This is a genomic window from Methylophaga thiooxydans DMS010 (assembly GCF_000156355.1).
In the GTDB taxonomy this organism is placed as follows: domain Bacteria; phylum Pseudomonadota; class Gammaproteobacteria; order Nitrosococcales; family Methylophagaceae; genus Methylophaga; species Methylophaga thiooxydans.
In genome coordinates this window covers 18426-40154 of record NZ_GG657897.1, presented here as the reverse complement: position 1 = coordinate 40154, position 21729 = coordinate 18426, and the positions used below count along the sequence as shown (strand labels likewise).

Annotated in this window: 21 protein-coding genes; 12 read left to right on the top strand and 9 right to left on the bottom strand. The window is 47.3% G+C overall.

What is annotated here, in order from left to right; all coding sequences use genetic code 11:
* Nucleotides 1-52: 52 nt before the first annotated feature.
* Nucleotides 53-1021 carry an octaprenyl diphosphate synthase gene (gene ispB / locus MDMS009_RS07085; RefSeq protein WP_008290910.1) on the bottom strand — a complete coding sequence of 323 codons (969 nt, stop codon included), beginning with the start codon at nt 1019-1021 and terminating at the stop codon, nt 53-55.
* A gap of 215 nt (nt 1022-1236) precedes the next feature.
* On the opposite strand from ispB, the gene rplU reads away from it, so the two are divergent.
* The 4 genes from rplU (at nt 1237) to proB (ending at nt 4134) form a co-directional block, all read left to right on the top strand.
* Nucleotides 1237-1548: a 50S ribosomal protein L21 gene (rplU, locus tag MDMS009_RS07080; protein WP_008291084.1), complete on the top strand. Its 312-nt coding sequence runs from the start codon at nt 1237-1239 to the stop codon at nt 1546-1548.
* 22 nt (nt 1549-1570) lie between these two features.
* Nucleotides 1571-1828, top strand: coding sequence for a 50S ribosomal protein L27 (gene rpmA, locus MDMS009_RS07075; RefSeq protein ID WP_008290891.1), 258 nt, complete (start codon nt 1571-1573; stop codon nt 1826-1828).
* A gap of 110 nt (nt 1829-1938) precedes the next feature.
* Entirely contained in the window at nt 1939-2997 is a 1059-nt protein-coding gene (gene cgtA, locus MDMS009_RS07070) for an Obg family GTPase CgtA (RefSeq protein WP_008291171.1), read from the top strand.
* A gap of 6 nt (nt 2998-3003) precedes the next feature.
* On the top strand, nt 3004-4134 hold the full coding sequence (gene proB / locus MDMS009_RS07065; RefSeq protein ID WP_008290928.1) for a glutamate 5-kinase: 1131 nt from the start codon (nt 3004-3006) through the stop codon (nt 4132-4134).
* Between the two features lie 69 nt (nt 4135-4203).
* Here proB and rpsT read toward each other — a convergent pair whose 3' ends face one another.
* Nucleotides 4204-4464, bottom strand: a complete 261-nt coding sequence (rpsT, locus tag MDMS009_RS07060; protein ID WP_008290907.1) for a 30S ribosomal protein S20 — start codon at nt 4462-4464, stop codon at nt 4204-4206.
* 111 nt (nt 4465-4575) lie between these two features.
* On the opposite strand from rpsT, the gene MDMS009_RS07055 reads away from it, so the two are divergent.
* The gene (locus tag MDMS009_RS07055) at nt 4576-5355 is read left to right on the top strand and encodes an exodeoxyribonuclease III (RefSeq protein WP_008290973.1); all 780 of its coding nucleotides are present in this window, start codon (nt 4576-4578) and stop codon (nt 5353-5355) included.
* 58 nt (nt 5356-5413) lie between these two features.
* Nucleotides 5414-5590: a DUF6435 family protein gene (locus MDMS009_RS16250; RefSeq protein ID WP_008291069.1), complete on the top strand. Its 177-nt coding sequence runs from the start codon at nt 5414-5416 to the stop codon at nt 5588-5590.
* A gap of 23 nt (nt 5591-5613) precedes the next feature.
* Here MDMS009_RS16250 and recQ read toward each other — a convergent pair whose 3' ends face one another.
* Nucleotides 5614-7740: a DNA helicase RecQ gene (recQ, locus tag MDMS009_RS07050; RefSeq protein ID WP_008290957.1), complete on the bottom strand. Its 2127-nt coding sequence runs from the start codon at nt 7738-7740 to the stop codon at nt 5614-5616.
* A 179-nt stretch (nt 7741-7919) separates the two neighbouring features.
* Here recQ and MDMS009_RS07045 point away from each other — a divergent pair, with 179 nt between their 5' ends.
* On the top strand, nt 7920-8270 hold the full coding sequence (locus tag MDMS009_RS07045; RefSeq protein WP_008291127.1) for a cupin domain-containing protein: 351 nt from the start codon (nt 7920-7922) through the stop codon (nt 8268-8270).
* Between the two features lie 654 nt (nt 8271-8924).
* Here MDMS009_RS07045 and MDMS009_RS07040 read toward each other — a convergent pair.
* Both MDMS009_RS07040 and dinB read right to left on the bottom strand, forming a co-directional pair.
* The gene (locus MDMS009_RS07040; RefSeq protein ID WP_008291066.1) at nt 8925-9656 is read right to left on the bottom strand and encodes a hypothetical protein; all 732 of its coding nucleotides are present in this window, start codon (nt 9654-9656) and stop codon (nt 8925-8927) included.
* 92 nt (nt 9657-9748) lie between these two features.
* Complete coding sequence (dinB, locus tag MDMS009_RS07035) at nt 9749-10837, bottom strand: DNA polymerase IV (RefSeq protein WP_008290912.1); 1089 nt, start codon at nt 10835-10837, stop codon at nt 9749-9751.
* 97 nt (nt 10838-10934) lie between these two features.
* Here dinB and MDMS009_RS07030 point away from each other — a divergent pair, with 97 nt between their 5' ends.
* Together MDMS009_RS07030 and MDMS009_RS07025 are read left to right on the top strand one after the other, a co-directional pair.
* Entirely contained in the window at nt 10935-12536 is a 1602-nt protein-coding gene (locus MDMS009_RS07030) for an AmpG family muropeptide MFS transporter (protein WP_406564440.1), read from the top strand.
* A complete protein-coding gene (locus MDMS009_RS07025) occupies nt 12533-13129 on the top strand; it encodes a hypothetical protein (protein WP_008291040.1) in 597 nt (198 codons plus the stop codon). The genes MDMS009_RS07030 and MDMS009_RS07025 overlap by 4 nt, the downstream gene beginning before the upstream one ends.
* On the opposite strand, the gene ppnN is transcribed toward MDMS009_RS07025, so the two are convergent.
* From ppnN to MDMS009_RS07010, 3 genes are all read right to left on the bottom strand, one after another.
* Nucleotides 13126-14487, bottom strand: coding sequence for a nucleotide 5'-monophosphate nucleosidase PpnN (gene ppnN / locus MDMS009_RS07020; RefSeq protein WP_008291012.1), 1362 nt, complete (start codon nt 14485-14487; stop codon nt 13126-13128). The two genes, MDMS009_RS07025 and ppnN, sit on opposite strands and share 4 nt — an antisense overlap.
* Before the next feature lie 170 nt (nt 14488-14657).
* The gene (locus tag MDMS009_RS07015) at nt 14658-15143 is read right to left on the bottom strand and encodes a single-stranded DNA-binding protein (RefSeq protein ID WP_008290886.1); all 486 of its coding nucleotides are present in this window, start codon (nt 15141-15143) and stop codon (nt 14658-14660) included.
* Between the two features lie 43 nt (nt 15144-15186).
* Complete coding sequence (locus MDMS009_RS07010) at nt 15187-16572, bottom strand: MFS transporter (protein ID WP_008290903.1); 1386 nt, start codon at nt 16570-16572, stop codon at nt 15187-15189.
* Nucleotides 16573-16646: 74 nt separating this feature from the next.
* Between MDMS009_RS07010 and uvrA the strand changes: the two genes are divergently transcribed.
* The 3 genes from uvrA to MDMS009_RS06995 all read left to right on the top strand — a co-directional run bounded on the left by uvrA (nt 16647) and on the right by MDMS009_RS06995 (nt 20663).
* On the top strand, nt 16647-19469 hold the full coding sequence (gene uvrA / locus MDMS009_RS07005; RefSeq protein ID WP_008291125.1) for an excinuclease ABC subunit UvrA: 2823 nt from the start codon (nt 16647-16649) through the stop codon (nt 19467-19469).
* The gene (locus MDMS009_RS07000; protein ID WP_008291083.1) at nt 19466-20089 is read left to right on the top strand and encodes a CYTH domain-containing protein; all 624 of its coding nucleotides are present in this window, start codon (nt 19466-19468) and stop codon (nt 20087-20089) included. The genes uvrA and MDMS009_RS07000 overlap by 4 nt, the downstream gene beginning before the upstream one ends.
* Nucleotides 20090-20252: 163 nt before the next feature.
* Nucleotides 20253-20663, top strand: coding sequence for a host attachment protein (locus MDMS009_RS06995; RefSeq protein ID WP_008291060.1), 411 nt, complete (start codon nt 20253-20255; stop codon nt 20661-20663).
* A gap of 37 nt (nt 20664-20700) precedes the next feature.
* Here MDMS009_RS06995 and MDMS009_RS06990 read toward each other — a convergent pair whose 3' ends face one another.
* On the bottom strand, nt 20701-21723 hold the full coding sequence (locus MDMS009_RS06990; protein WP_043888036.1) for an energy transducer TonB: 1023 nt from the start codon (nt 21721-21723) through the stop codon (nt 20701-20703).
* Between the last annotated feature and the right edge of the window lie 6 nt (nt 21724-21729).

Genomic DNA, 21729 nt, shown 5'->3' with positions numbered 1-21729 from the left:
GCCATAGGTGTTAAGAATAGCGAATCGTGGACTATCTACAAAGTGATTAGGTTTAATAATCACGACTAATCGAAAAGTCAGCTAGGGATAACAACGCTTGCTTGTAGTCCGTTTCAGGCAGTGTAGCCAGAGCCTGCTTGGCATGCGCCACTTCCTGTGCGGCGGCATGTGCTGTGTAATCGATGGCACCCGTTTCATTAATGATAGTAATAATTTCATCAATGCGGTCACGCTGCCCCTGTTCAATCGCTTCGCGAATGATAGCGGCCTGTTGATCTGTTCCCTGCCGCATTGCATGAATAAGCGGCAAGGTGGGTTTACCTTCTGCTAAGTCATCACCAATATTTTTACCAATGGTTTCACTGGATTGGCTGTAATCAAGCAAATCATCGACTAACTGGAAAGCGCTGCCTAAATGCATGGCGTAGCGTGCCATCGCCTGTTCAATATCATCAGCAGAACGACTGATGACCGCACCGAGTTGACCCGCAGCCTCAAACAACTTGGCTGTTTTGTGATGAATGACTTCTAGATATCGTGCTTCCGTGGTGTCGGCGTCGTGGCAGTTTAATAGCTGCAGCACTTCACCTTCAGCAATGATGTTTGTCGTACTGGACAGAATCCTCATCAACCGCATGGAGTCCATTTCCACCATCATTTCAAATGAGCGGGTGTAGAGGAAGTCACCGACTAAAACACTGGCTTCATTTCCCCAGAGATTATTCGCTGTTTCTTTACCTCGGCGCATCGCGGAATTATCGACCACATCATCATGCAGCAGGGTTGCGGTATGGATAAATTCGATAATCGTGGCGAGGTTGATATGTTTGTCACCCTCATAGCCACACGCTTTCGCACTGAGAATCGCAATGGCCGGGCGCAAACGTTTACCGCCACTATTGATAATGTAGAACCCTAACTGATTAATCAGGGCAACATCTGACTGCAATCGTTGTTGAATTAAGTTATCAACAGCAGTCATATCATCTTCAATCAAAGAATAAATGGATTGGATATCCACGGCGTCTAAATCTGCCTATAATATGTCGTGTGAAACGCGTACTTTCTCATGCACGGAGAATGGGCGCAAATATTTAACGGAGGGCTTGCCCCTCTGCCAAACGCCATGATCAAATAAGACTGAAATTCTGATTTGATCTCACCTAAGAAAGGCGCTACAATTGCCGGTCTTTTGTTGGGTAACCTGCAATTAACATATTATATTTGGAGACAGCGATGTACGCTATTGTCGCGACTGGCGGTAAACAATACCGAGTTAAAGAGGGCGAAAAGCTCCGCATTGAAAAACTGACTGCAGAAGCCGGTGATACGGTTGAGCTTGATAAAGTGCTGTTAGTTGGTGAAGGCGAAGACGTAAAAGTTGGCGCACCATACCTGGATGGCGCTAAAGTAACTGCTAAAGTTGCAGCAAACGGTCGTGGCGATAAAGTTAAAATCGTCAAGTTCCGTCGTCGTAAGCACAGCCGCAAGCAAATGGGGCATCGTCAAGCTTATACTGAAATCGAAATTACAGGCATCTCAGCCTAAAATCGTTTAGAAGAGGTTTAAAATGGCTCATAAGAAAGCTGGTGGTAGTACGCGTAACGGACGCGATTCAGAGTCTAAACGCTTAGGCGTTAAACGTTACGGTGGTGAAGCGGTAACAGGTGGTAACATCCTAGTTCGTCAACGTGGTACACGTTACCATGCAGGTCGTAACGTAGGTATTGGTAAAGACCACACATTGTTTGCAACGGCTGAAGGTAAAGTTTTGTTTGAGACTAAAGGTCCTCAAAACCGCACTTTCGTAAGTGTTGTTGCTGACTAAAAAATAGTGTTAGCCCGTTGGGGCAAACAGCCGAAAGCCCCGCTGATGCGGGGTTTTTTGTTTCTGGCGTATGCGCAGAGAAGAAAAGAGATTAAGGTCGGGTTACGACAATGAAATTTGTTGATGAGGCGAGAATCAAAATCAGTGCCGGTGCCGGTGGTAACGGGTGCTTGAGTTTTCGTCGTGAAAAATTCATTCCTTTTGGTGGCCCTGATGGCGGCGACGGCGGCGATGGTGGTGATGTCTACCTGATTGCTGACTCACAGGTAAACACACTGATTGATTTCCGCTATCAGCGTAACTACAAGGCAGAGCGTGGTGAGCATGGTCGTGGTCGATTATGCAGTGGTGCGCGCGGTGCAGACTTGGTCATTAAAGTACCTATCGGCACCGAAGCATGGGACGATGATACCGACGAATTAATTGGTGATTTGACCGAAGAAGGTACCAAGTTATTAGTGGCCAAAGGTGGCTGGCACGGCTTGGGCAATGCCCGTTATAAGTCCAGCGTCAATCGTGCGCCGCGACAAACCAGTGATGGTACTCCGGGTGAAGAGCGCCATTTGCGCTTAGAAATGAAGCTACTGGCTGATGTTGGTTTGCTGGGTTTGCCAAATGCAGGGAAATCAACGTTTATCAGTCAAGTGTCTGCTGCGCAGCCTAAGGTCGCAAACTACCCGTTTACAACGCTTTACCCTAATCTTGGCGTGGTTACACTGAAAGATGTGCGTAGTTTTGTCATTGCAGACGTGCCTGGCTTGGTTGAAGGTGCTGCGGACGGTGCTGGATTGGGTATTCAGTTTTTACGCCATTTAACCCGTACCCGCTTATTATTGCATTTAGTTGATATGGCGCCTGCTGATGTAAAACAGGATCCGGTTGAAAGCGTAAAGACCATTAACCGCGAACTGGAAAACTACAGCGAAGCCCTCGGCAGTCAGGAACAGTGGTTAGTTTTAAATAAAATGGACTTGGTGCCTGATGATATTCGCGAAGAACTGTGTCGTGAAGTGATTGACAAGCTCAACTGGAAAGGTAAGGTATTCCGGGTCAGTGGACAGAGCGGCGAAAGCTGTGATGGCCTTTGTGACGAAGTGATGACTTACTTGGAACAGCTTAAAGAAACCAAAGATAACGCAGACTCTGCCACGGACGATACCGAGGAATAAAACAACGTGACTGAACCTCATCAGCAACTTCTTAATACCAAACGTTGGGTTATTAAGATCGGCAGTGCTTTGCTGACGCGTGTTGGTGAGGGACTCGATATAGAACGTATCCGCTGGCTCAGTGGTGAAATTGCTGAGCTACGCCGCCAGGGTAAAGAAGTTGTTTTAGTCACCTCAGGTTCGGTTGCTGCTGGTATGCAGCAACTGAGCTGGAAGCGTCGCCCCCATGAAATTCACCAACTGCAAGCCGCCGCGAGTGTTGGCCAGATGGGGTTGGTGAATGCGTATGCCACCGAATGTGCTAAACACGGTATTCATACCGCACAAATTCTGCTGACGCATTCTGATCTATCAGATCGTGGGCGACATCTTAATGCGCGTAGCGCACTACATACCCTGTTGGACCTCGATATTCTCCCTGTTGTTAATGAAAACGATGCCATTGCGACGGAAGAAATCCGCTTTGGTGATAACGACACTTTGGCGGCAATGACAGCCAACCTAGTGGAAGCGGATGTCCTTGTCATTCTTACTGACCAAGATGGCTTGTTTGATTCAGATCCGCGACAAAACCCTAATGCTCGTATGATTGCAGCCTCGGCAGCCAGTAATGCTGCTCTGGATCAAATGGCCGGTGATAGTAAAGGCGATTTAGGTCGTGGCGGTATGACGACAAAACTATTGGCGGCGCGTCGCGCTGCGCGTTCTGGTGCTTATACGGTGATTTTGTCTGGCAAACATCCGGATAATTTACGTCACTTAGCAGCAGGTCATGGTGTCGGCACCTTATTGTGGCCTGATAACAAACCGATTACTGCACGTCAGCAATGGCTGGTTGGCCATCTCATTGCCAAAGGTCAAATAGTCTTGGACGATGGCGCTGTTACGGTAATAAAAGAAAAAGGCCGCAGTATATTACCCGTTGGGGTAAAGCATGTTGAAGGTCAGTTCACCCGCGGTGAATTAGTGATTTGCCGTGATATGCAAGGTAAAGAAATTGCGCGCGGTTTAGCTAACTATAATGCCGATGAAGCACACCGGATAAAAGGCCATGCCAGCTCAGAAATTGAAAGTTTGCTGGGTTATGTCGATGAACCAGAATTAATCCATCGTGATAATTTAGTGATTACTGCTTAATCAACTAATTCAGACATAAAAAAACCGGCTCTAGGCCGGTTTTTTTGTTTAAAGCCGTTAAGCTTTAAATTACATTGCGCGAACAGCGTTGTTCAAGCGGCTTTTGCCACGTGCAGCAGTATTCTTATGAATAATGCCTTTACGAGCCATGCGGTCCAGAGCAGGCACTGCAGCTTGGAAAGCAGCAACGGCTTGTTCTTTATCGCCCGCTGCAATTGCTCTTCTCAGTGCTTTGATGCTTGTACGCATCGCTGAACGTTGGCTGGCGTTACGCAGACGGTGTACTTCCGCTTGACGTGCGCGTTTTCTTGCTTGTGCCGAGTTTGCCAAAGTGCTTCTCCTAAAAAATCAGCTATCTATATTCGATGAACCGGACATTATCCTGATTTTCATCTGCTTTGTAAATGGTATGATGTGAAATTTTTTCTGACAGGGTAAAACATGCGCATTATAACGGTTAACGTCAATGGCATTCGTGCCGCTGCCCGTAAGGGTTTTTTCGACTGGTTGCTCAAGCAAAACGCGGACGTTGTCTGTATTCAGGAAACTAAAGCGCAAATCCATCAACTGGAAGATGCTGTTTTCACGCCGCAAGGATACCACTGTTTCTATCATGACGCTGAGAAAAAAGGCTACAGCGGCGTCGCGTTGTATTGCCGCTCTGAACCTGATGAAGTCATCGTGGGTATGGATAACCCTGAGTTTGATGTGGAAGGGCGCTATATCGAAGCGCGTTTTGGCAAATTGAGCGTTATTTCTTTATACATGCCTTCTGGTTCGTCAAAAGAAGAACGCCAACAGGTTAAATATCGCTGTATGGACTTTTTTGAAATCAAAATGCAGGAAATGAAAGCATCAGGTCGTGATTACGTGATCACCGGTGATTGGAATATTGCGCATAAGAACGAGGATATCCGGAACTGGAAAGGCAATTTGAAGAACTCAGGTTTCTTGCCTGAAGAGCGCGCGTGGCTGGATAAACTATTTGATGAAATGGGGTTTGTCGATGCATTTCGTGAGCTACCACAACAAGAACATGAATATACCTGGTGGTCGAACCGTGGGCAGGCCTGGGCGAATAATGTCGGGTGGCGGATTGACTACCATATTCTATCGCCCTCAATGAAAGGCACGGTTAAAGCCACAGATATTTATCGTGACGAACGCTTCTCTGATCACGCGCCATTAACCATCGATTATGACTATGCCATGCCTGAATAAGCGATGAACTTTCTCTCGCCATGCCTCTCTGACTTATTTTAATCATCAGAGAATTATCATGTTGTCGTTCTTTAAGGCAAACCCAGAGAAAAAGTTAAAAAAGCAATTGGCACAAAAAAGGGAGCAGGCATTAAATGCGCAGCGAAATGGCGATATCCGTCAGTTTGCGACCCTCACCGAAGAGGCGGAAGCGTTATTGAAACAGCTGCAAACAGTGCAGGCAGATAAAACCTGATAGTTGTGTGCTGTTAGTCGGCGTTAATAGAGGGATGCCAGCACACAGCGGATGCTTCCATAATCGTAAACTTCATCCAGAGCCTGATAAATCGCTTTCAGGCTCTGTGATTTATCACCCAACGACTCAATCGTGAGCGTAATGGCCTCTATTTCTGCGCTGTCCAAATCCAGTACATCTTTAACATCGAGTAAGCCAGCGTTTATCCCTTCTGCTAAGTGGCTATAAACGGTGTTTAGCTTCAAATCACGCTGTTTAGCGATAGCGTCTACCGCATGGCCTTTTTCATGCAATAACAAGGTGTCATTGATGGTGTCACTTAGGCCGTTGTTGAGTAATTCGGATAAAGGATGTTGCTGAATCACTTCCAGAAAAACATGTCCATAGTGATTCAATTTCTGTTCACCGACACCTGAAATACGTTGCATTGCAGCCAAATCTTTAGGTCGATAACGACACATCTCCTGCAATGTTGCGTCATGGAAAATCACATAGGGTGGCACGCCATTTTTGTGAGAGATATCAGAGCGACACTGACGCAGCGCTTCCCAGAGCTTTTCATCCTGCGGGCGAACGGAAGCCTGTTTTTTACCCGCTTTAGTGGTCGCTTTTCTGTCCTGCTGTTTGCGCAGCAGCAAGGTTTGTTCACTGCGCAGAATAGCGCGGCATTTTTCGGTTAAGCGCAAAGCCCCGTAGCGGCTGATATCAATATCTAAGTAGCCGGTTGCTATCAATTGTCGGAATATGCCTCGCCACTGCGTGGCATTGAGTTCGGTGCCGATACCAAACGTGCTGATTTGATCATGCTGGTTGGCTTTGATGCGGTCATCATCAGTGCCTAGCAAAATATCGATGAGATACGTCACCCCAAAGCGTTGTTCAGTGCGATACACACAAGACAAAGCTTTCTGGGCAACTTCGGTCGCATCAAAGTTTTCTGGTGGGTTAACGCAGTTGTCGCAGTGGCCACATTTTTCCGGCGCGTCTTCGTCAAAATAGGCTAATAGAGCATGACGACGGCAGGTGATAAGTTCACATAAGCCCAGCATCGCTTCTAATTTGTGATGCTCTACCCGTTTGATTAGCTCAGGGGCTTGTGAGTCCTGCATAAACTGGCGCAAGGTGATGACATCTTGCAGCCCATAAGCCATCCAGGCATTAGCGGGCAGGCCATCACGACCAGCGCGGCCGGTTTCCTGATAATACGCTTCAATATTTTTAGGCAGATTTAAATGCGCTACAAAACGGACATCAGGCTTATCAATGCCCATGCCAAAAGCAATGGTGGCGACAATAATGATGCCTTCTTCGCGTAGAAAACGTTGTTGGGTGTGGGCACGTAATTCTGCAGGTAAGCCTGCGTGATAGGGCAGAGCAATCCGGCCTTGTTCACTTAACCATTGTGCCGTTGCTTCAACTTTTTTACGCGACAGACAATAAACAATGCCAGCGTCATTAGCATGCTGGTTTTGAATGAAATCCCACAACTGTTGTTTGGCTTGTCGCGCTTCGGCAATCGCATAAAAAATGTTGTGCCGATCAAAGCTGTTTAGGTAAACCTCAGCGCCTTGCAGTTTTAGCTGTTCGATAATTTCAATGCGGGTGCGCTTATCCGCCGTCGCGGTTAGAGCAATGCGTGGCACACTCGGAAACCGTTCATGTAAGATCCGCAGTTGTTGGTATTCAGGCCGGAAATCATGGCCCCATTGCGATACGCAGTGTGCTTCGTCAATTGCGAACAAGGCCACTGGCAGACGCTCTAGAAACGACAGCATACGCTCACCAAGCAAACGTTCCGGCGCTACATACAGTAAATCAATCTGACCGGCTTCAAGCTGCTGCTCCACATCACGCGCTTGCGCTGCGGATAAACTTGAATTCAAAAAAGCTGCTTTGACGCCCAGCTGTTTTAACGCCATCACCTGATCCTGCATCAAGGCAATTAAGGGCGAGACCACCACCGCCGTGCCCGACCGAACCAATGCCGGAATCTGGTAACACAACGATTTCCCGCCGCCAGTCGGCATCAACACGAGTGCATCACCGCCGCTAATTACATGCTCAACAATGGCTTGCTGGTTGTGGCGAAAGGCATCATAACCAAAGATGCTTTGTAAGACGTTCAGCGCTGGTTGCCCGGCAGTTTCCATATTAAGGTTCAGTCACAGATAAAAGCCACCATTATGGCAAATTGCCTTTGCTCAAACATGGTCTGTGATCGATAAATTCGGTTTATCGTTAAAAGACAGGCAAAATACGTCAATCAAATACAAAGACTCATCCCAAATCACCACTGATTTTGGATACAAATCTACACTTAGGAATCAAAATGAAAGAAATTACCGTTGATAACAACCCCAGCGAAGCACGTTTAAAACAACTGGGCGTTGCTCATTGGCCAACCTGGGAAAAGGAAGCTTCGGTCTTTCCGTGGGCGTTTGTTACTACAGAAATTGCGTTTATCGTCGAAGGTGAATGTGTGATGACGCCTGAAGATGGTGGCCCAGCGACCACATTTAAAGCGGGAGACTTAGTCGTATTTCCTAATGGCTATAAAGGCACTTGGGAAGTGAAAAAAGCACTGAAAAAACGCTTTAAACACCAAGACGGTAATTTTGTGAAATGTGCTTTCAGCCGACTGAAAATATGGGCGAACGTGATTAAGTTAGTTGGAAAATAAAATTCACTTCCTTTTCTCCCAAGCTTTCAGCTTCTGATAGCTTGGGAAGGAATTTCGCCTTGATGGCGAGTCAGGGAAATGTATGCCCATTTCCCTAACAACCCTAAGGCACCCCACCGTGCTGGCCTACGGCTTCACTCGTCATAACATTAATTCAGGCGGTCGGCTAAAACTCGCTACGCTCACACACTAGCCGCCCTCAGACCTGAACCAATGCCATTTCTCGCCAGCACAAACGGGGAAGTTCGTGATAGCCCCTTATTCCCGTCTATTGCCGCTAAAAATTGGCTTTATTTTATGGATTAAGTGGACACGTGTTTGAGCGTAGCGAGTTTGTGTCCACGCCATAAAATGAAGTTAATTTTTAGAAATAAGGCAATATCGGGTGCCTTTTTGTTTGGTTCGTTTATTTTGGGGCAAACACAAATTCGTCTGGAACGAATTTGGACGCCGGAGGTGCTCGAAGAGTGAGTCGCATGGACGCGACGAATCCAATTAAATGAACGCCTAGCGGCAGCGTATGCATTATTTTCAATCGTGTCTGACCCCGTTGACCTGGTGAGGTTTGGCGTAGTGAAATTAAAGTTAGGGAGAAACTCGATTCAGCCCTTTTCATAGCTGACAATCGAATATCAAGTTGGCTTATCCCTTGATTCAGCTACTGGCTCTTCTTTGTTGGAACTGACAGAGTATACCTGCCAGAAAATCAGTCAGGGGCTGCCAAAACATTGCAAGCAGATAAAGACAGAAAGGTACCGAATAGACCAGCAACAGTCCAGGAACAGACTTGGCGAAATAAATTACAACATTTATAGCTTCGGCTTTTACTAGAGGTGATGTTGGATCGGAACTTAGAATTCCAACCAGTCCACCCAGTACAGGGGCTACAGCTTCATAGTACCAACTGATGAGTAGGAAAAAGGGTAATAGCGACAGGTATGGTCTGCTGTATTGGTTTGGTAGCAAAAAGTGGATAATGCTGAATAAGAGCAGCACAGTCATGATCAGCAGGCTGGGGGATATCATATACTCCGATGCCCGTCCGCTACTGGTTTCAATAGTAAGGTTAGGCATAACATCGAAATACTCCAGTGAAACCACGTGTAATATCAGTAAAGTTATGCATAACCACAGTAGCGGTTTATTATCACGTTGCCACCAATAAGTCATTCCGAGAGGAATCAGGCTCACCAGAGTCAAGAGCGTCAGGTAGTTAAAGCTTGAGAGTTTATCTGCCAGCTCTAACATGGGGCCGAATTCCAAGGCGGTGTAGAACACCACTATCAAAAACACCAAAGTCGCAGGGATTAATAAATAGATAATAAACAGTCTCAGTAGCCCCCCGCAAAGACGAATGAAAAAAGTTTTTTTGAAGCGAAAATCCATTTATTTTTAATCCTGAAAAGTAGCTCTTATAAATTTAGCTCTGTTTTTCCTAGAACGGTATGTGACTTTTTCCCGATCTGATTAGGGAGAGTCTAAAAGGGATCGCAAAAGGCCAAATCCAACTGCGGCTGCACTTTCTCTATAACCGGCACATCAAACCCACTCAAACTCAATCCCACTAGTCTGACGGCTTTTTGACCCGCTTCCGTTCGAGCTAATAACTTCGGAATCCATTCGTTTAAATCAGCCGAAGCAATGCTGTGTTCCAGAGTTTGTGCCCGGGTGACTTGCTGAAAATCAGAATATTTCACTTTGACAGTGACAGTGCGGGCTTTCAGGTTTTGTTTGGCTAAACTTTCCAGCACGATATCAGCAAGATCGCTTAATTTGGCCGTGAGTTCTGGCACTGAGAGGATGTCGTGTGAAAACGTGGTTTCTTTGCCTAAGGATTTACGGATACGGGTACTGCGAACCGGGCGTTCATCAATGGCGCGTGCGATATTAAAATAATACTGACCGGATTTCCCGAAACGCTCCGTCAACTCAGCTTCGGATTTTTGCCGAAGATCATAGCCGGTCGCAATACCGAGCTGTTTCATCTTGGCTTCAGTTGCTGGGCCGATGCCATGAAATTTACCAATCGCTAATTCACTCACAAAGGCTTCACCCTGCTGAGGGAGAATGACATAGAGGCCGTTGGGTTTGTCCATATCGGAGGCGATTTTAGCGAGAAACTTGTTATACGACACGCCGGCGGATGCATACAAATTGGTTTCTTGCAGAATGTCTTGTTTGATAGCTTTGGCAATCAAGGTGGCAGAGCCATTGAAGTCTTCCGTGTAAGTGACATCTAGATAGGCTTCATCAAGCGATAGCGGTTCGACTTCAGAGGCATAGCGCCAGAAAATGTCACGAATCTGTTGTGAAACCTCACGATAGGCATCAAACCGGGGCTTAACAAATATCGCTTGAGGACAGAGCCTATAGGCGCGCGAACAGGGCATAGCAGAATGAATACCAAACTTTCTGGCTTCATAACTACAGGCTGCGACCACGCCGCGACTATCAGGTTGGCCGCCGACAATTAGAGGCTTACCGCGATAGTCCGGGTGATCGCGTTGCTCAACCGATGCAAAGAAGGCATCCATATCCACATGAATAATTTTTCGCTGTCTGGTCATACCCAAGTCAGTGTGAAAAGTTCTCTTTATTTTCTCATATTTTAGCGTTTTAGGGCGTCGGCATATTTCTATTAGTCCTGTCGCTACTGAACACAGAGTGGATTGCCGCATTTTTCAGTGTTACTTTAAGCGATTCAACCAAACCAGCGAGTACGCTTTGATAGCACGACTTCATTCATGGCAGGAGAGTTTACGGGCTTTTTGTCACCCACGGGTGGTGACCATGCTGTTTTTTGGTATTGCTGCTGGTTTGCCTTTATTGCTTATATTTTCATCGTTGAGTCTGTGGCTACGCGAGGCGGGCGTGGAGCGAGCTGCGGTGACCTATTTCAGCTGGGCTGCGCTGGGTTACTCTTTTAAATTTGTCTGGGCACCGCTGGTTGATGTGATTCCGCTGCCCTTGTTGACCCGCACCTTGGGTCGACGGCGGGCCTGGTTACTGTTGGCACAATTGATGGTGGTGCTTGCCATCATTTTGATGGCGTTGATCGACCCTGCCAGTCAGGGATTAACGTTGATGGCATTGGCTGCCGTTCTTCTAGGATTTTCATCCGCGACACAGGATGTGGTTATTGATGCCTATCGTATCGAGTCTGCGGGAGAGGAATATCAGGCGTTAATGTCTGCGACTTATATTGCGGGTTACCGGATCGGGATGTTACTAGCTGGTGCAGGAGCCTTGTTTCTTGCCAGCTCTTTCGGCTCGACGCTGGAGGTGTATGATTTTACTGCCTGGCAAATGGCCTATTTCAGCATGGCAGGGCTTATGTTGATTGGCATTGTCACTACCTTGATAGTGGATGAGCCGGTGGTGAACCAGCAGCGCGCCGCCCAACCTGCTTGGGACTACGCAGGATTATTCGTGACCTTCCTTGTCGCTGTATCAGGCTTTATTGCCAGTTTTGCGCTCAGCAGCGAGCTAGCAAGCCAACTCAAAACAGTGCTTTCAGATGTTGTGCATAACCATTACCTAGCAGCGATTATGGTGGAAATGCTGCGATTCTCTGTTGCCTTATTGGTGGCGGTGATGCTTGGACGCTTTTGTATGCGCTTTGAGTGGGTAAACCAGGAATTGATTAGCCGTAGTTATATTGAGCCGATTCAGGACTTTTTCCGGCGTTATGGTTGGTCGTTAGCGTGGTTATTGCTGGCATTAGTGGGGCTTTATCGTATTTCCGATATTGTGTTGGGCGTCATTGCCAATGTGTTTTATCAGGATATGGGCTTTACCAAGCCACAGATAGCGACGGTAGTGAAAAGTTTCGGCTTGTTTATGACGATATTAGGTGGCTTTTTAGGCGGTATTCTTGCTGTGCGATTTGGCGTGATGCGGATACTGTTTTTGGGGGCATTGATGTCGGCCGTGACAAATTTATTGTTTATGATGCTGGCAGGTATGGGTAATGACCTGACCATGTTGTATGTCGTTATTTCAGCCGATAATTTGTCAGCAGGATTAGCCAGTGCAGCCTTTATTGCCTTTCTGTCGAGCTTGACCAATATTTCTTTCACGGCTGTGCAATACGCCATCTTCAGTTCATTAATGACATTACTCCCCAAAATGCTGGGTGGCTATTCGGGTTCAATGGTTGAAGCCATGGGCTATGAGTGGTTTTTCCTGCTAACGGCATTAATTGGCTTGCCGGTTTTGTTGTTGATCTTGTTTGCTGCCAAACGCTTTAATTTGAGCCAATCATGAGTTTGCGCAATGTTGTTTTCATTGCTTTGATTGCCTTTGCCGTATGGCAATGCCGAGCAGCCGAAACCGTTAGTCTGGGGCCCGGCGTTAAAGTTGATAACGCGCCAGTCCAGACTAAAATTAATAATTCTGAAACCTTTGATTTTAATGATTTTCTGATAACGCCTTTGGCTGATTTTTCATTACAAGCCAAAGTGCTGTCACGGGAAGATTACTGGCTGGATAAAGAGAGTGAACTCGCGCCAACCGATTTGGCGCTTGGCTGGCAGAACATGTCGGATGAATCGGTGTTATCGCAAATCGATATTCGTCAGTCAGGTCGCTGGTATCGCTGGCGAGTTGAACAATTCCCCATCCCCCGACGTGAGCTTGAAACTCAGAGCGCCAATATGCACATTGTGCCAGCAGATGACCATGTTGCTGCCATGTTGGACTTAGTAAACTCTGGTCAAATCATCAGCTTGAAAGGGCAACTCATTAAAGCTCAAGCTGTTGATGGTTGGCATTGGCAAAGTTCATTAAGTCGTGAAGACACGGGGGCCAATGCCTGTGAATTAATCTATGTCACGGAACTGGTGATCGATCAGTCTTAGTGCCGGACGATTTGATAGCACGGCTTATAATCGCGTTCGCCTTGCCCCAGTTTCATTCGTTGTTCACGGACAAATACCTGCAGTAGATCATCGATCGCCTGCATAATTCCTGGGTCGCCATTGATATTATAAGGTCCGTGTCTAGCTACCTCCCGAATACCAAAAGCTTTAACATTGCCGGCAACAATACCGGAAAAGGCGGACCGAATCTGGCTGGCTAATTCATGTTTTGGTAAAGCGAGATCCAGTTTTAATGCAGCCATATTTTCATGGGTTGGAATAAAAGGCCGTTGCAGGTCTGGGTCAATGTTTAACTGCCAGTTGAAGTAATAGGCATCCTGACTCGCATGGCGGTCACGGTGAACATTTTCAATTGATTCCCTGACCTTACTGCCGACCTGTTCTGGTGAGCCGATAATAATGTCGTACAACTGGGTGATGTCATCCCCCAAGCACTGACGTAAAAAGTTATCCAGTGTGTCGAAATAGTCGCGGCAACATTCTGGTCCGGCAAATACCAGCGGAATACCTTGTTTGTTTTCTGGGTGTAACAAGATACTGAGTAGGTACATGATTTCTTCGACGGTACCGACACCACCGGGGAACACAACAAAGCAATGGCCTAGCCTGACAAAAGCTTCCAGCCGTTTTTCGATATCGGGCATGATGACCAGTTCATTCACAATCGCATTGGGCGACTCGGAAGCAATGATGCCGGGTTCACTGATGCCGATATAGCGGCCATCTTTTATTTGTTGTTTGGCATGACCTACGGCAGCGCCTTTCATCGGCCCTTTCATCGCACCAATGCCACAGCCGGTAATGATATCTAAGCTTCTCAAGCCGAGTTCATAACCGACATGTTTGGCGTAATCATATTCATCACGCGGGATGGAATGGCCACCCCAACAAACCACCAAATTAGGCGTGACGCCGGGTTTCACCACGCCGGCATTGCGTAGTATACGAAACACTTTATCGGTGATATGAACCGGGTCGTGGGCTTCTTCTGCAAGGATCTTAAAATCGGTATAAATAATGTCGCGTAAAACCGATGACAGGTGTTCTTGTATGCCGCGGATGATTTTGCCATCGACGAAAGATTGCGCCGGTGCATTGAGAATTTCCAGCATCACCCCGCGTGGTTGAGGTTTGAGGCGAACATCAAAATCAGCAAAGGTTTTGAAGATTTCCTCAGCGTCATCAATTTCGCTGTCGGTATTGAGAATGGCAAGTGCACAGTCACGAAATAACTTATGTAAATCAGCACGGCTGTTGCTGAGTTTATAAATTTCTTCCTGAGATAAGAGGTTCAGACTTCGGACCGGGCGAATAGTCGTGCGAGCAACTTTGTTCATTGTCTACCTTTAATAGGAGTTACAGTTCGATATTCCCACTGTTCTGGGTATGGATCAATCCCTGTGTTGCTTGGTTTAACGCTTATTATGGTTGCCAGCCGTATCGTTTTTTATCAGTCATAAAAAAGCCCCTGATTTGAGGGGCTTTTTTGGGTGGAACGCGTTATTGTCTAGAACGGGATGTCGTCATCGTAGTAGTCTGAATCACCACCATAATCGGGGCCCGCTGAAGAAGAGGCCGGTTGTGGCGCATTCTGGCCGCCAGATTGCTGCGGTGCAGGGCGTTGGTCGAAAGAGGTGTCACCACCACCGCCGCCGCCAGCACCACGGCTATCAAGCATAGTCATTTCATTACCGACGATTTCGGTAGTGTAGCGATCTTGTCCGTCTTGTCCCTGCCATTTGCGGGTCTGGATACGCCCTTCAATATAAACTTGAGAGCCTTTGTGTAAATATTGTTGAGCGACTTCACCCAAACGGTTACGCAGTACAACACGGTGCCATTCAGTGCGTTCCTGACGCTCGCCCGTCTGTCTGTCTTTCCAGGTTTCTGATGTTGCGACTCGCAGATTGCAAATCGAGCCACCATTTGGAAAGGCGCGGCTTTCAGGCTCTGCGCCCAGTCGCCCGACGAGAATGACCTTGTTTACTGACATGGCATGTTCCTTGGTTAAAAGATAATTGGCTTATTCTACGATGCTAATTCTGAAACGCAAACGCTTCGAGTTCTGATAAATCAGTCTCTTCGGGTGAAAATTTGACGTAAGCGACCTGTTCTTCTAGCACTACGATGGTTTCTTTCACACCTTTGATGGCATTAAGTTGTTCAACAATATGATCGGTATTGAGCATCGCGCTATTATTTAGATGAATAATCCGGCTGCTAAAGTGACGCGGCGCTTGCATCGGCACAATCAATATCAGCCAGAAAACGATCAATATGGCGCTGGCACCAAAAATACCTTCCAGCCCGAAACGGGTATATAGCGAACCACCCAAGGCACCGCCGATAAAGGCTCCGATAAATTGTGCACTGGAGTAGATACCCATTGCGGTGCCTTTATTTTCTAACGGGCTCAATTTTGACATCAAAGATGGCAGACTGGCCTCGAGAATATTAAAGGCGGTGAAGAACAGCCATAGGCTAAAAAGAATCGCGACTAGCGAGTTAGGCATTAACGCCCAGCCGAGTTCAGCGATGCCTAAGGTTGCAATCGCGCCAATAAAGACCGCTTTCATTTTGCGCTTTTTCTCAGCGATGATGATAAAGGGCACCATGGTGATAAATGCGACCAGCAGAATCGGCAGATAGATGAGTGCATGCTGGCTTTTATCCAATCCGGCTCCATTTTGCAAAGCAAGTGGCAAGGCAAAGAAACTGGTGGTAAGCAGCAAATGGAGCACCATGATGCTGATGACCATGCGCATGATCTGAGGGTTTTTCAACACCTTGATAAATTGTTTAGGCACCGGCTCGATATCGCGGTGGCTAACGCAACGGTGCGGTGTTGGCACCCAGTAATGCAGTACAACCAGGCCGATAATGGCAAGCAATGCCGTTGCCCAGAATATGCCTGACAAGCCAATCCAGTGTTCCAAAGCAGCACCGGTTGCCAAAGCGATAGAAAACGACAAACCAATACTGATACCAATACTGGCCATGGCTTTGGTGCGCTGTTCATCACGGGTTAAGTCGGCTGTTAATGCCATTACTGCCGCGGCAATGGCGCCACTGCCTTGTAATAATCGACCTGCAATGACCATTTCAATTGTTTCTGCCATAGCAGCAACCGCGCTGCCAGCGGCGAATAGTAATAAGCCGATTGTAATGACACGTTTTCGGCCAATACGGTCGGATAGCATGCCAAACGGAATTTGTAATAAGGCTTGAGTTAAACCATATGCGCCAATCGCAAGTCCAATCAACATAGGGGTGCTGCCGCTGTACTGCTGAGCGGATAGCGAAAAAACAGGCAAGATCATGAATAAGCCCAGCATACGTAGGGCAAAAATAAGGGAGAGGCCTGAGATGCTACGTTTTTCCAGCGCAGTCATCGAGGTCGTTGCAGTTTGTTTTTGCGTCATGATAGTTGGACAGAGTATATTGATCCGTTTGATTTTACTACGGAATCCTGATGAAAAATATAAGCGTTCCCGGGATGAAAAATATCAGCATTCGTGGGGCCAGAACTCACAATCTGAAAAACATCGATCTGGATCTGCCCAGAGATGCGTTGATCGTGATCACCGGCTTATCCGGCTCGGGTAAATCGTCACTCGCGTTCGATACATTATACGCAGAAGGCCAGCGACGTTACGTGGAATCCTTGTCCGCTTATGCGCGCCAGTTCCTCTCGATGATGGAAAAACCAGACGTCGATCATATCGAAGGTCTGTCGCCGGCGATCTCGATTGAGCAGAAATCGACTTCGCATAATCCACGTTCGACGGTGGGTACGATTACCGAGATTTATGATTATCTGCGCTTATTATTTGCGCGCGCTGGAGAACCGCGTTGCCCGACCCATCAATTACCGTTAGCGGCGCAAACGGTCAGTCAGATGGTGGATGCGGTATTAGCGATGCCGGAAGGCAAGCGCATGATGCTGCTGGCACCTGTCATTCAGGATCGTAAAGGCGAACATCGTGATGTGCTTGAAGAATTGCGCATTAAAGGTTTTGTCAGAGCCCGCGTTAACGGCAAAGTCATTGAACTGGATGAGCCACCTGAATTGGAGCTGCGCAAAAAACATACGATTGAAGCGGTCGTTGATCGCTTTAAAGTGCGCGATGATTTGCAGCAACGTTTGGCGGAATCCTTTGAAACAGCGCTGGCGATGTCGGAAGGTGTGGCCAAAGTCGTCTCAATGGATGATGAAAACGATGAAACCTTGTTTTCGGCGTTGTTTGCTTGTCCCACCTGTGGTTATTCCATTTCTGAGCTTGAGCCGCGCATGTTCTCGTTTAATAACCCGGCAGGTGCGTGTTCGACCTGTGATGGATTAGGCGTTAAGCAGTTTGTCGATCCGGCACGGGTGGTGGCGCACCCTGAAATGAGTCTGGCAGCAGGGGCGATTCGTGGTTGGGATCGCCGCAATGCTTATTACTACCAGATGATGCAATCGCTGGCGGCGCATTACGACTTTGATTTGGAAACGCCATTTGATGAATTGCCTGAAAAAGTCAGACAAGCGGTACTTTATGGCAGTGGCTCAACCCAAATTGATTTTAAATACATGGGTGATCGCGGTAAACAAGTGACACGTCGGCACAACTTTGAAGGGGTTATTCCGAACCTGCAACGTCGTTACCATGAAACAGAGTCAAACAGCGTACGCGAGGATCTTGCCAAACTGCACTCAGTCAGAGCCTGCCCTGACTGCCATGGTACGCGTTTGAATCAAGCTTCACGCCACGTTTATATTAACGAGACGACACTACAAGAAGTCACTGCCATGCCTATCGGCGAAGTGAGTACTTTCTTTGCTTCGCTGACGTTACCCGGTAAGCGAGGTGAAATTGCGTCAAAAATCATTAGTGAAATCGGTGCCCGATTAAGCTTTCTGGTCAATGTTGGTTTGGATTACCTGAATCTGGCAAGAAGTGCTGACACGCTATCAGGCGGTGAAGCACAACGAATTCGTTTGGCCAGTCAGATCGGTGCCGGTTTGGTCGGTGTGATGTACATTTTGGATGAGCCTTCTATTGGTTTGCACCAACGTGATAACGATCGCTTATTAACGACCCTTACACGCTTACGTGATCTGGGTAATACCGTGATTGTGGTTGAGCATGATGAGGACGCGATCCGCTCGGCAGACTATGTATTGGATATCGGGCCGGGGGCAGGTGTACACGGGGGGGATATTGTTGCACAGGGTTCGCCTCAACAGATCATGGATACGGATGCCTCTCTGACCGGTCAATACCTCTCAGGTAAACGCAAGATTGCTGTCCCTGACAAACGGGAAAAAGCCCATGCAGGTAAAACAATCGGTTTACGCGGTGCTTGTGGTAACAATCTACAAAATGTCGATATCGATATTCCCATTGGTTTAATGACCTGTGTGACCGGGGTATCAGGTTCCGGTAAATCCACCTTGATTAACGAAACCTTGTTGAAGTTGACCTCGAAAACACTCAACGGCAACTCTGAAGAACCGGCGCCTTATCAGGATATTTTGGGCTTGGATCAGCTCGATAAGGTGGTTGCCATTAATCAGAGTCCGATTGGTCGCACACCACGATCTAACCCGGCTACTTATACCGGTTTGTTTACGCCGATTCGTGAGTTATTTGCGGGCACACCTGAGGCACGTTCACGTGGTTATGGCCCGGGACGTTTTAGTTTCAATGTCAAAGGCGGACGCTGTGAGGCCTGTCAGGGTGATGGTTTGATTAAGGTAGAAATGCATTTTTTACCTGATATCTATGTGCCTTGTGATGTTTGTAAAGGCCAGCGTTATAACCGAGAAACGCTAGATATCCGTTACAAAGGCAAGACCATTACCGAAGTGCTGGATATGACCATTGAAGATGCTCGTGTCTTTTTTGAGAACATTCCGGTTGTCGCTAAAAAGCTGCAAACATTAATTGATGTGGGGCTGACTTATATCAAGCTGGGACAGAATGCGACGACGTTGTCGGGCGGTGAAGCGCAGCGGGTAAAACTGGCTAAGGAGCTATCCAAACGGGATACCGGTAAAACGCTTTATGTCCTGGATGAACCGACTACAGGGCTGCATTTCTTTGATATTGAACAATTGCTGAAAGTGCTGCATGACCTGCGAGATCGTGGCAATACGATTGTAGTTATTGAGCATAATCTTGACGTTATCAAAACTGCTGATTGGATCGTCGATATGGGGCCAGAAGGCGGCTCGGGAGGCGGTTTAGTGGTCGCTACTGGAACGCCGGAACAGGTGGCTGAGCATGCCAGCTCCTATACAGGTAAATATTTAAAGACGTTGTTAGCACGATGAGTCTTGAACAAGAAATTAAGCTGAAGGTGATGCAGGAGGCCGAATTAGACTTGTCGGCGTTAACTTGGCTCACTGCATTATTGGCAACACAGCCTTATAAACAGCATTTGGTGAGTACCTATTTCGATACAGCGGATAGAGCATTAATGCAGTTTGGCGTTGGCCTGCGCTTACGACAGGTCGATAGTCAGTGGTTACAAACCGTTAAATGTCGTGGTGAAGCACAAGACGGGTTGCACCAAAGAAAAGAATGGGAGCATAAACTGGCAGGCCCAGCGTTTGACGAAGGACTATTGGCAGAAACTGATCTTGCCCCGCTGATTGATAATAAAGCTGTGTGGCAAGCGATTAAGCCGGTTTTTACCACCGATTTTGAGCGTGTTGTGATGCCATTACAGTTGGAAGATGGCACACAAGTCGAAATGGCCTACGATCGCGGGGTGGTAAAAGCGGGTGATAAACAGCAAAACATTCACGAAATTGAGCTGGAATTAAAGCAGGGAGATATCCATAAATGTCAGCAATTAGCGGCGTCGCTGAAACGCTCACTGGCGCTTGAATACAGCGATATCAGTAAAGCGGAACAAGGGTATGCTGTTTCGCAACTTATTGAAAAATAAAAACAATATTGCTTTTTATTTTTGTGAGGAAGGTCAGGCAAAAACCTTAAATCTTTGCTATAGTCGGTACTAACACTTCACTCGATTCGAACATACGCAGCTTAGTTCATCCGCTTGCTGAGTTGCGTAGCTTGATTCACCCAAGCGAGAAGGAGTATCGACTATGAAGAAAAAATGGATCGTCGTCGCAGAAAGCAGTCGCGCCAGAATATTCTCTGTAGAAAGCCGTACCTCACCCCTCAAAGAATTGGATGCCATGGTGCATCCGGGAACGCCGGTGACTGAACAATCATTTGGCCTTGAAGGTCATCATGGTGGCCGTCATCCATTGGAGTCACGCTTAGAGCCGAAAGAAGTTGAAACCTTGCATTTCGCCCACGATTTGGGTGAACACTTAGAGACAGCTCGTCGCTCGGGTGACTATAACGATTTGGTGCTGATTTCATCGCCGGGATTTCTGGGGAAACTGAAACAGCATTTGGGAACAGTGACGCTGAAAAATATCAGTCAGACGATCAATAAAAACCTCATTCACAAATCAGAATCAGAAATTCGCAATTATTTATTTCAGTAACATTATTGCCGGCGGCTAAATCGGTCGCCGGCCTTCTCTAGCGAGTGGATAAGCCGCTACCGGTTTCAAACTTCCATGTGCGAATAATCGTTAACATGTCGTTATCTTTCAAAACATTGTCAGGAATAGCCGCATAAGGTGCGCCTAAGCGGACAATTCTGACAGCCGCCTCATCAAGCACGTCATGACCAGAAGAGCGTGATATTACAATACCGCCAGACGGTACGCTGCCATCCGGGTTGATATCCACCGATAACATTAAACTGCCATTCAGGCCTTTTTGACGGGCTTCTTGTGGGTAATTCATATTACCGATACGTTCGACTTTCATTTCCCATGCCCGCATGTAAGCCGCGGCGGCAAATTCTTTGGTAGATGCTGAAATGCGACGTTTCTTAGGCCGTTCACTCAGTGCCTTGGTAGTGCGGTTAAGCTTCTCTTGTAATTCATGGATTTCACTTTTGGCCTGTAACATCATATCGCGCGCAGAGGGACGGGGCTCAGGTTCTGGGACGGTTTCTGCTTCGGGTGTTACTTCGGTTTCCGGCTTTTCAACTTTCTGTATGTGGCGATCGGCTTCTTGCTGGGTAAGCATTTCGACGCTTTTTTCAGGTTGAGGTGGTTCTGGTTCAGGTGGCGCTGGTTTTGGTTCTTCTTGTGGCGTCTCAGCGACAACCGGTTCTGGAGTGGGCGGTTCGGGTGTTGGCTCAGGTTCAATAACCGACAACGGTTCTTGCTCTGTCGGTGCTGTTGGCAAGGGTGAAACAGGCTCAGAAGCCGGATCTTCCTCGGCAATTGGAACCGGCATATTAGGTGTTGGTTCAGGTGATGGTGTTTCAGTTTCACCGCCACCCTCGTTATCAGCTTGAGCCAAAAAGTCAGCTTCTTCAGGTTTAATTTTATCTTGCTGCTTTACCAGGGTGATATCGAGATTATTGATCGGTGAGTTACTGGGTTCTGAAAACACATCAAAACTGATACCCAGCACCACAATCAAATGAATGATGATGGATATGAGTATGGTGAATACTAGTCGATCTGAGGCAGTGCTTTTTGCCATAGTCCT

Coding starts and splice junctions, on each gene's coding strand:
- rplU (WP_008291084.1), top strand. CDS start 1,237: ATGTACGCTATTGTCGCGACTGGCGGTAAACAATACCGAGTTAAAGAG.
- rpmA (WP_008290891.1), top strand. CDS start 1,571: ATGGCTCATAAGAAAGCTGGTGGTAGTACGCGTAACGGACGCGATTCA.
- cgtA (WP_008291171.1), top strand. CDS start 1,939: ATGAAATTTGTTGATGAGGCGAGAATCAAAATCAGTGCCGGTGCCGGT.
- MDMS009_RS07055 (WP_008290973.1), top strand. CDS start 4,576: ATGCGCATTATAACGGTTAACGTCAATGGCATTCGTGCCGCTGCCCGT.
- MDMS009_RS16250 (WP_008291069.1), top strand. CDS start 5,414: ATGTTGTCGTTCTTTAAGGCAAACCCAGAGAAAAAGTTAAAAAAGCAA.
- recQ (WP_008290957.1), bottom strand. CDS start 7,740: ATGGAAACTGCCGGGCAACCAGCGCTGAACGTCTTACAAAGCATCTTT.
- MDMS009_RS07045 (WP_008291127.1), top strand. CDS start 7,920: ATGAAAGAAATTACCGTTGATAACAACCCCAGCGAAGCACGTTTAAAA.
- MDMS009_RS07040 (WP_008291066.1), bottom strand. CDS start 9,656: ATGGATTTTCGCTTCAAAAAAACTTTTTTCATTCGTCTTTGCGGGGGG.
- dinB (WP_008290912.1), bottom strand. CDS start 10,837: ATGACCAGACAGCGAAAAATTATTCATGTGGATATGGATGCCTTCTTT.
- MDMS009_RS07025 (WP_008291040.1), top strand. CDS start 12,533: ATGAGTTTGCGCAATGTTGTTTTCATTGCTTTGATTGCCTTTGCCGTA.
- ppnN (WP_008291012.1), bottom strand. CDS start 14,487: ATGAACAAAGTTGCTCGCACGACTATTCGCCCGGTCCGAAGTCTGAAC.
- MDMS009_RS07015 (WP_008290886.1), bottom strand. CDS start 15,143: ATGTCAGTAAACAAGGTCATTCTCGTCGGGCGACTGGGCGCAGAGCCT.
- MDMS009_RS07010 (WP_008290903.1), bottom strand. CDS start 16,572: ATGACGCAAAAACAAACTGCAACGACCTCGATGACTGCGCTGGAAAAA.
- uvrA (WP_008291125.1), top strand. CDS start 16,647: ATGAAAAATATCAGCATTCGTGGGGCCAGAACTCACAATCTGAAAAAC.
- MDMS009_RS07000 (WP_008291083.1), top strand. CDS start 19,466: ATGAGTCTTGAACAAGAAATTAAGCTGAAGGTGATGCAGGAGGCCGAA.
- MDMS009_RS06995 (WP_008291060.1), top strand. CDS start 20,253: ATGAAGAAAAAATGGATCGTCGTCGCAGAAAGCAGTCGCGCCAGAATA.
- MDMS009_RS06990 (WP_043888036.1), bottom strand. CDS start 21,723: ATGGCAAAAAGCACTGCCTCAGATCGACTAGTATTCACCATACTCATA.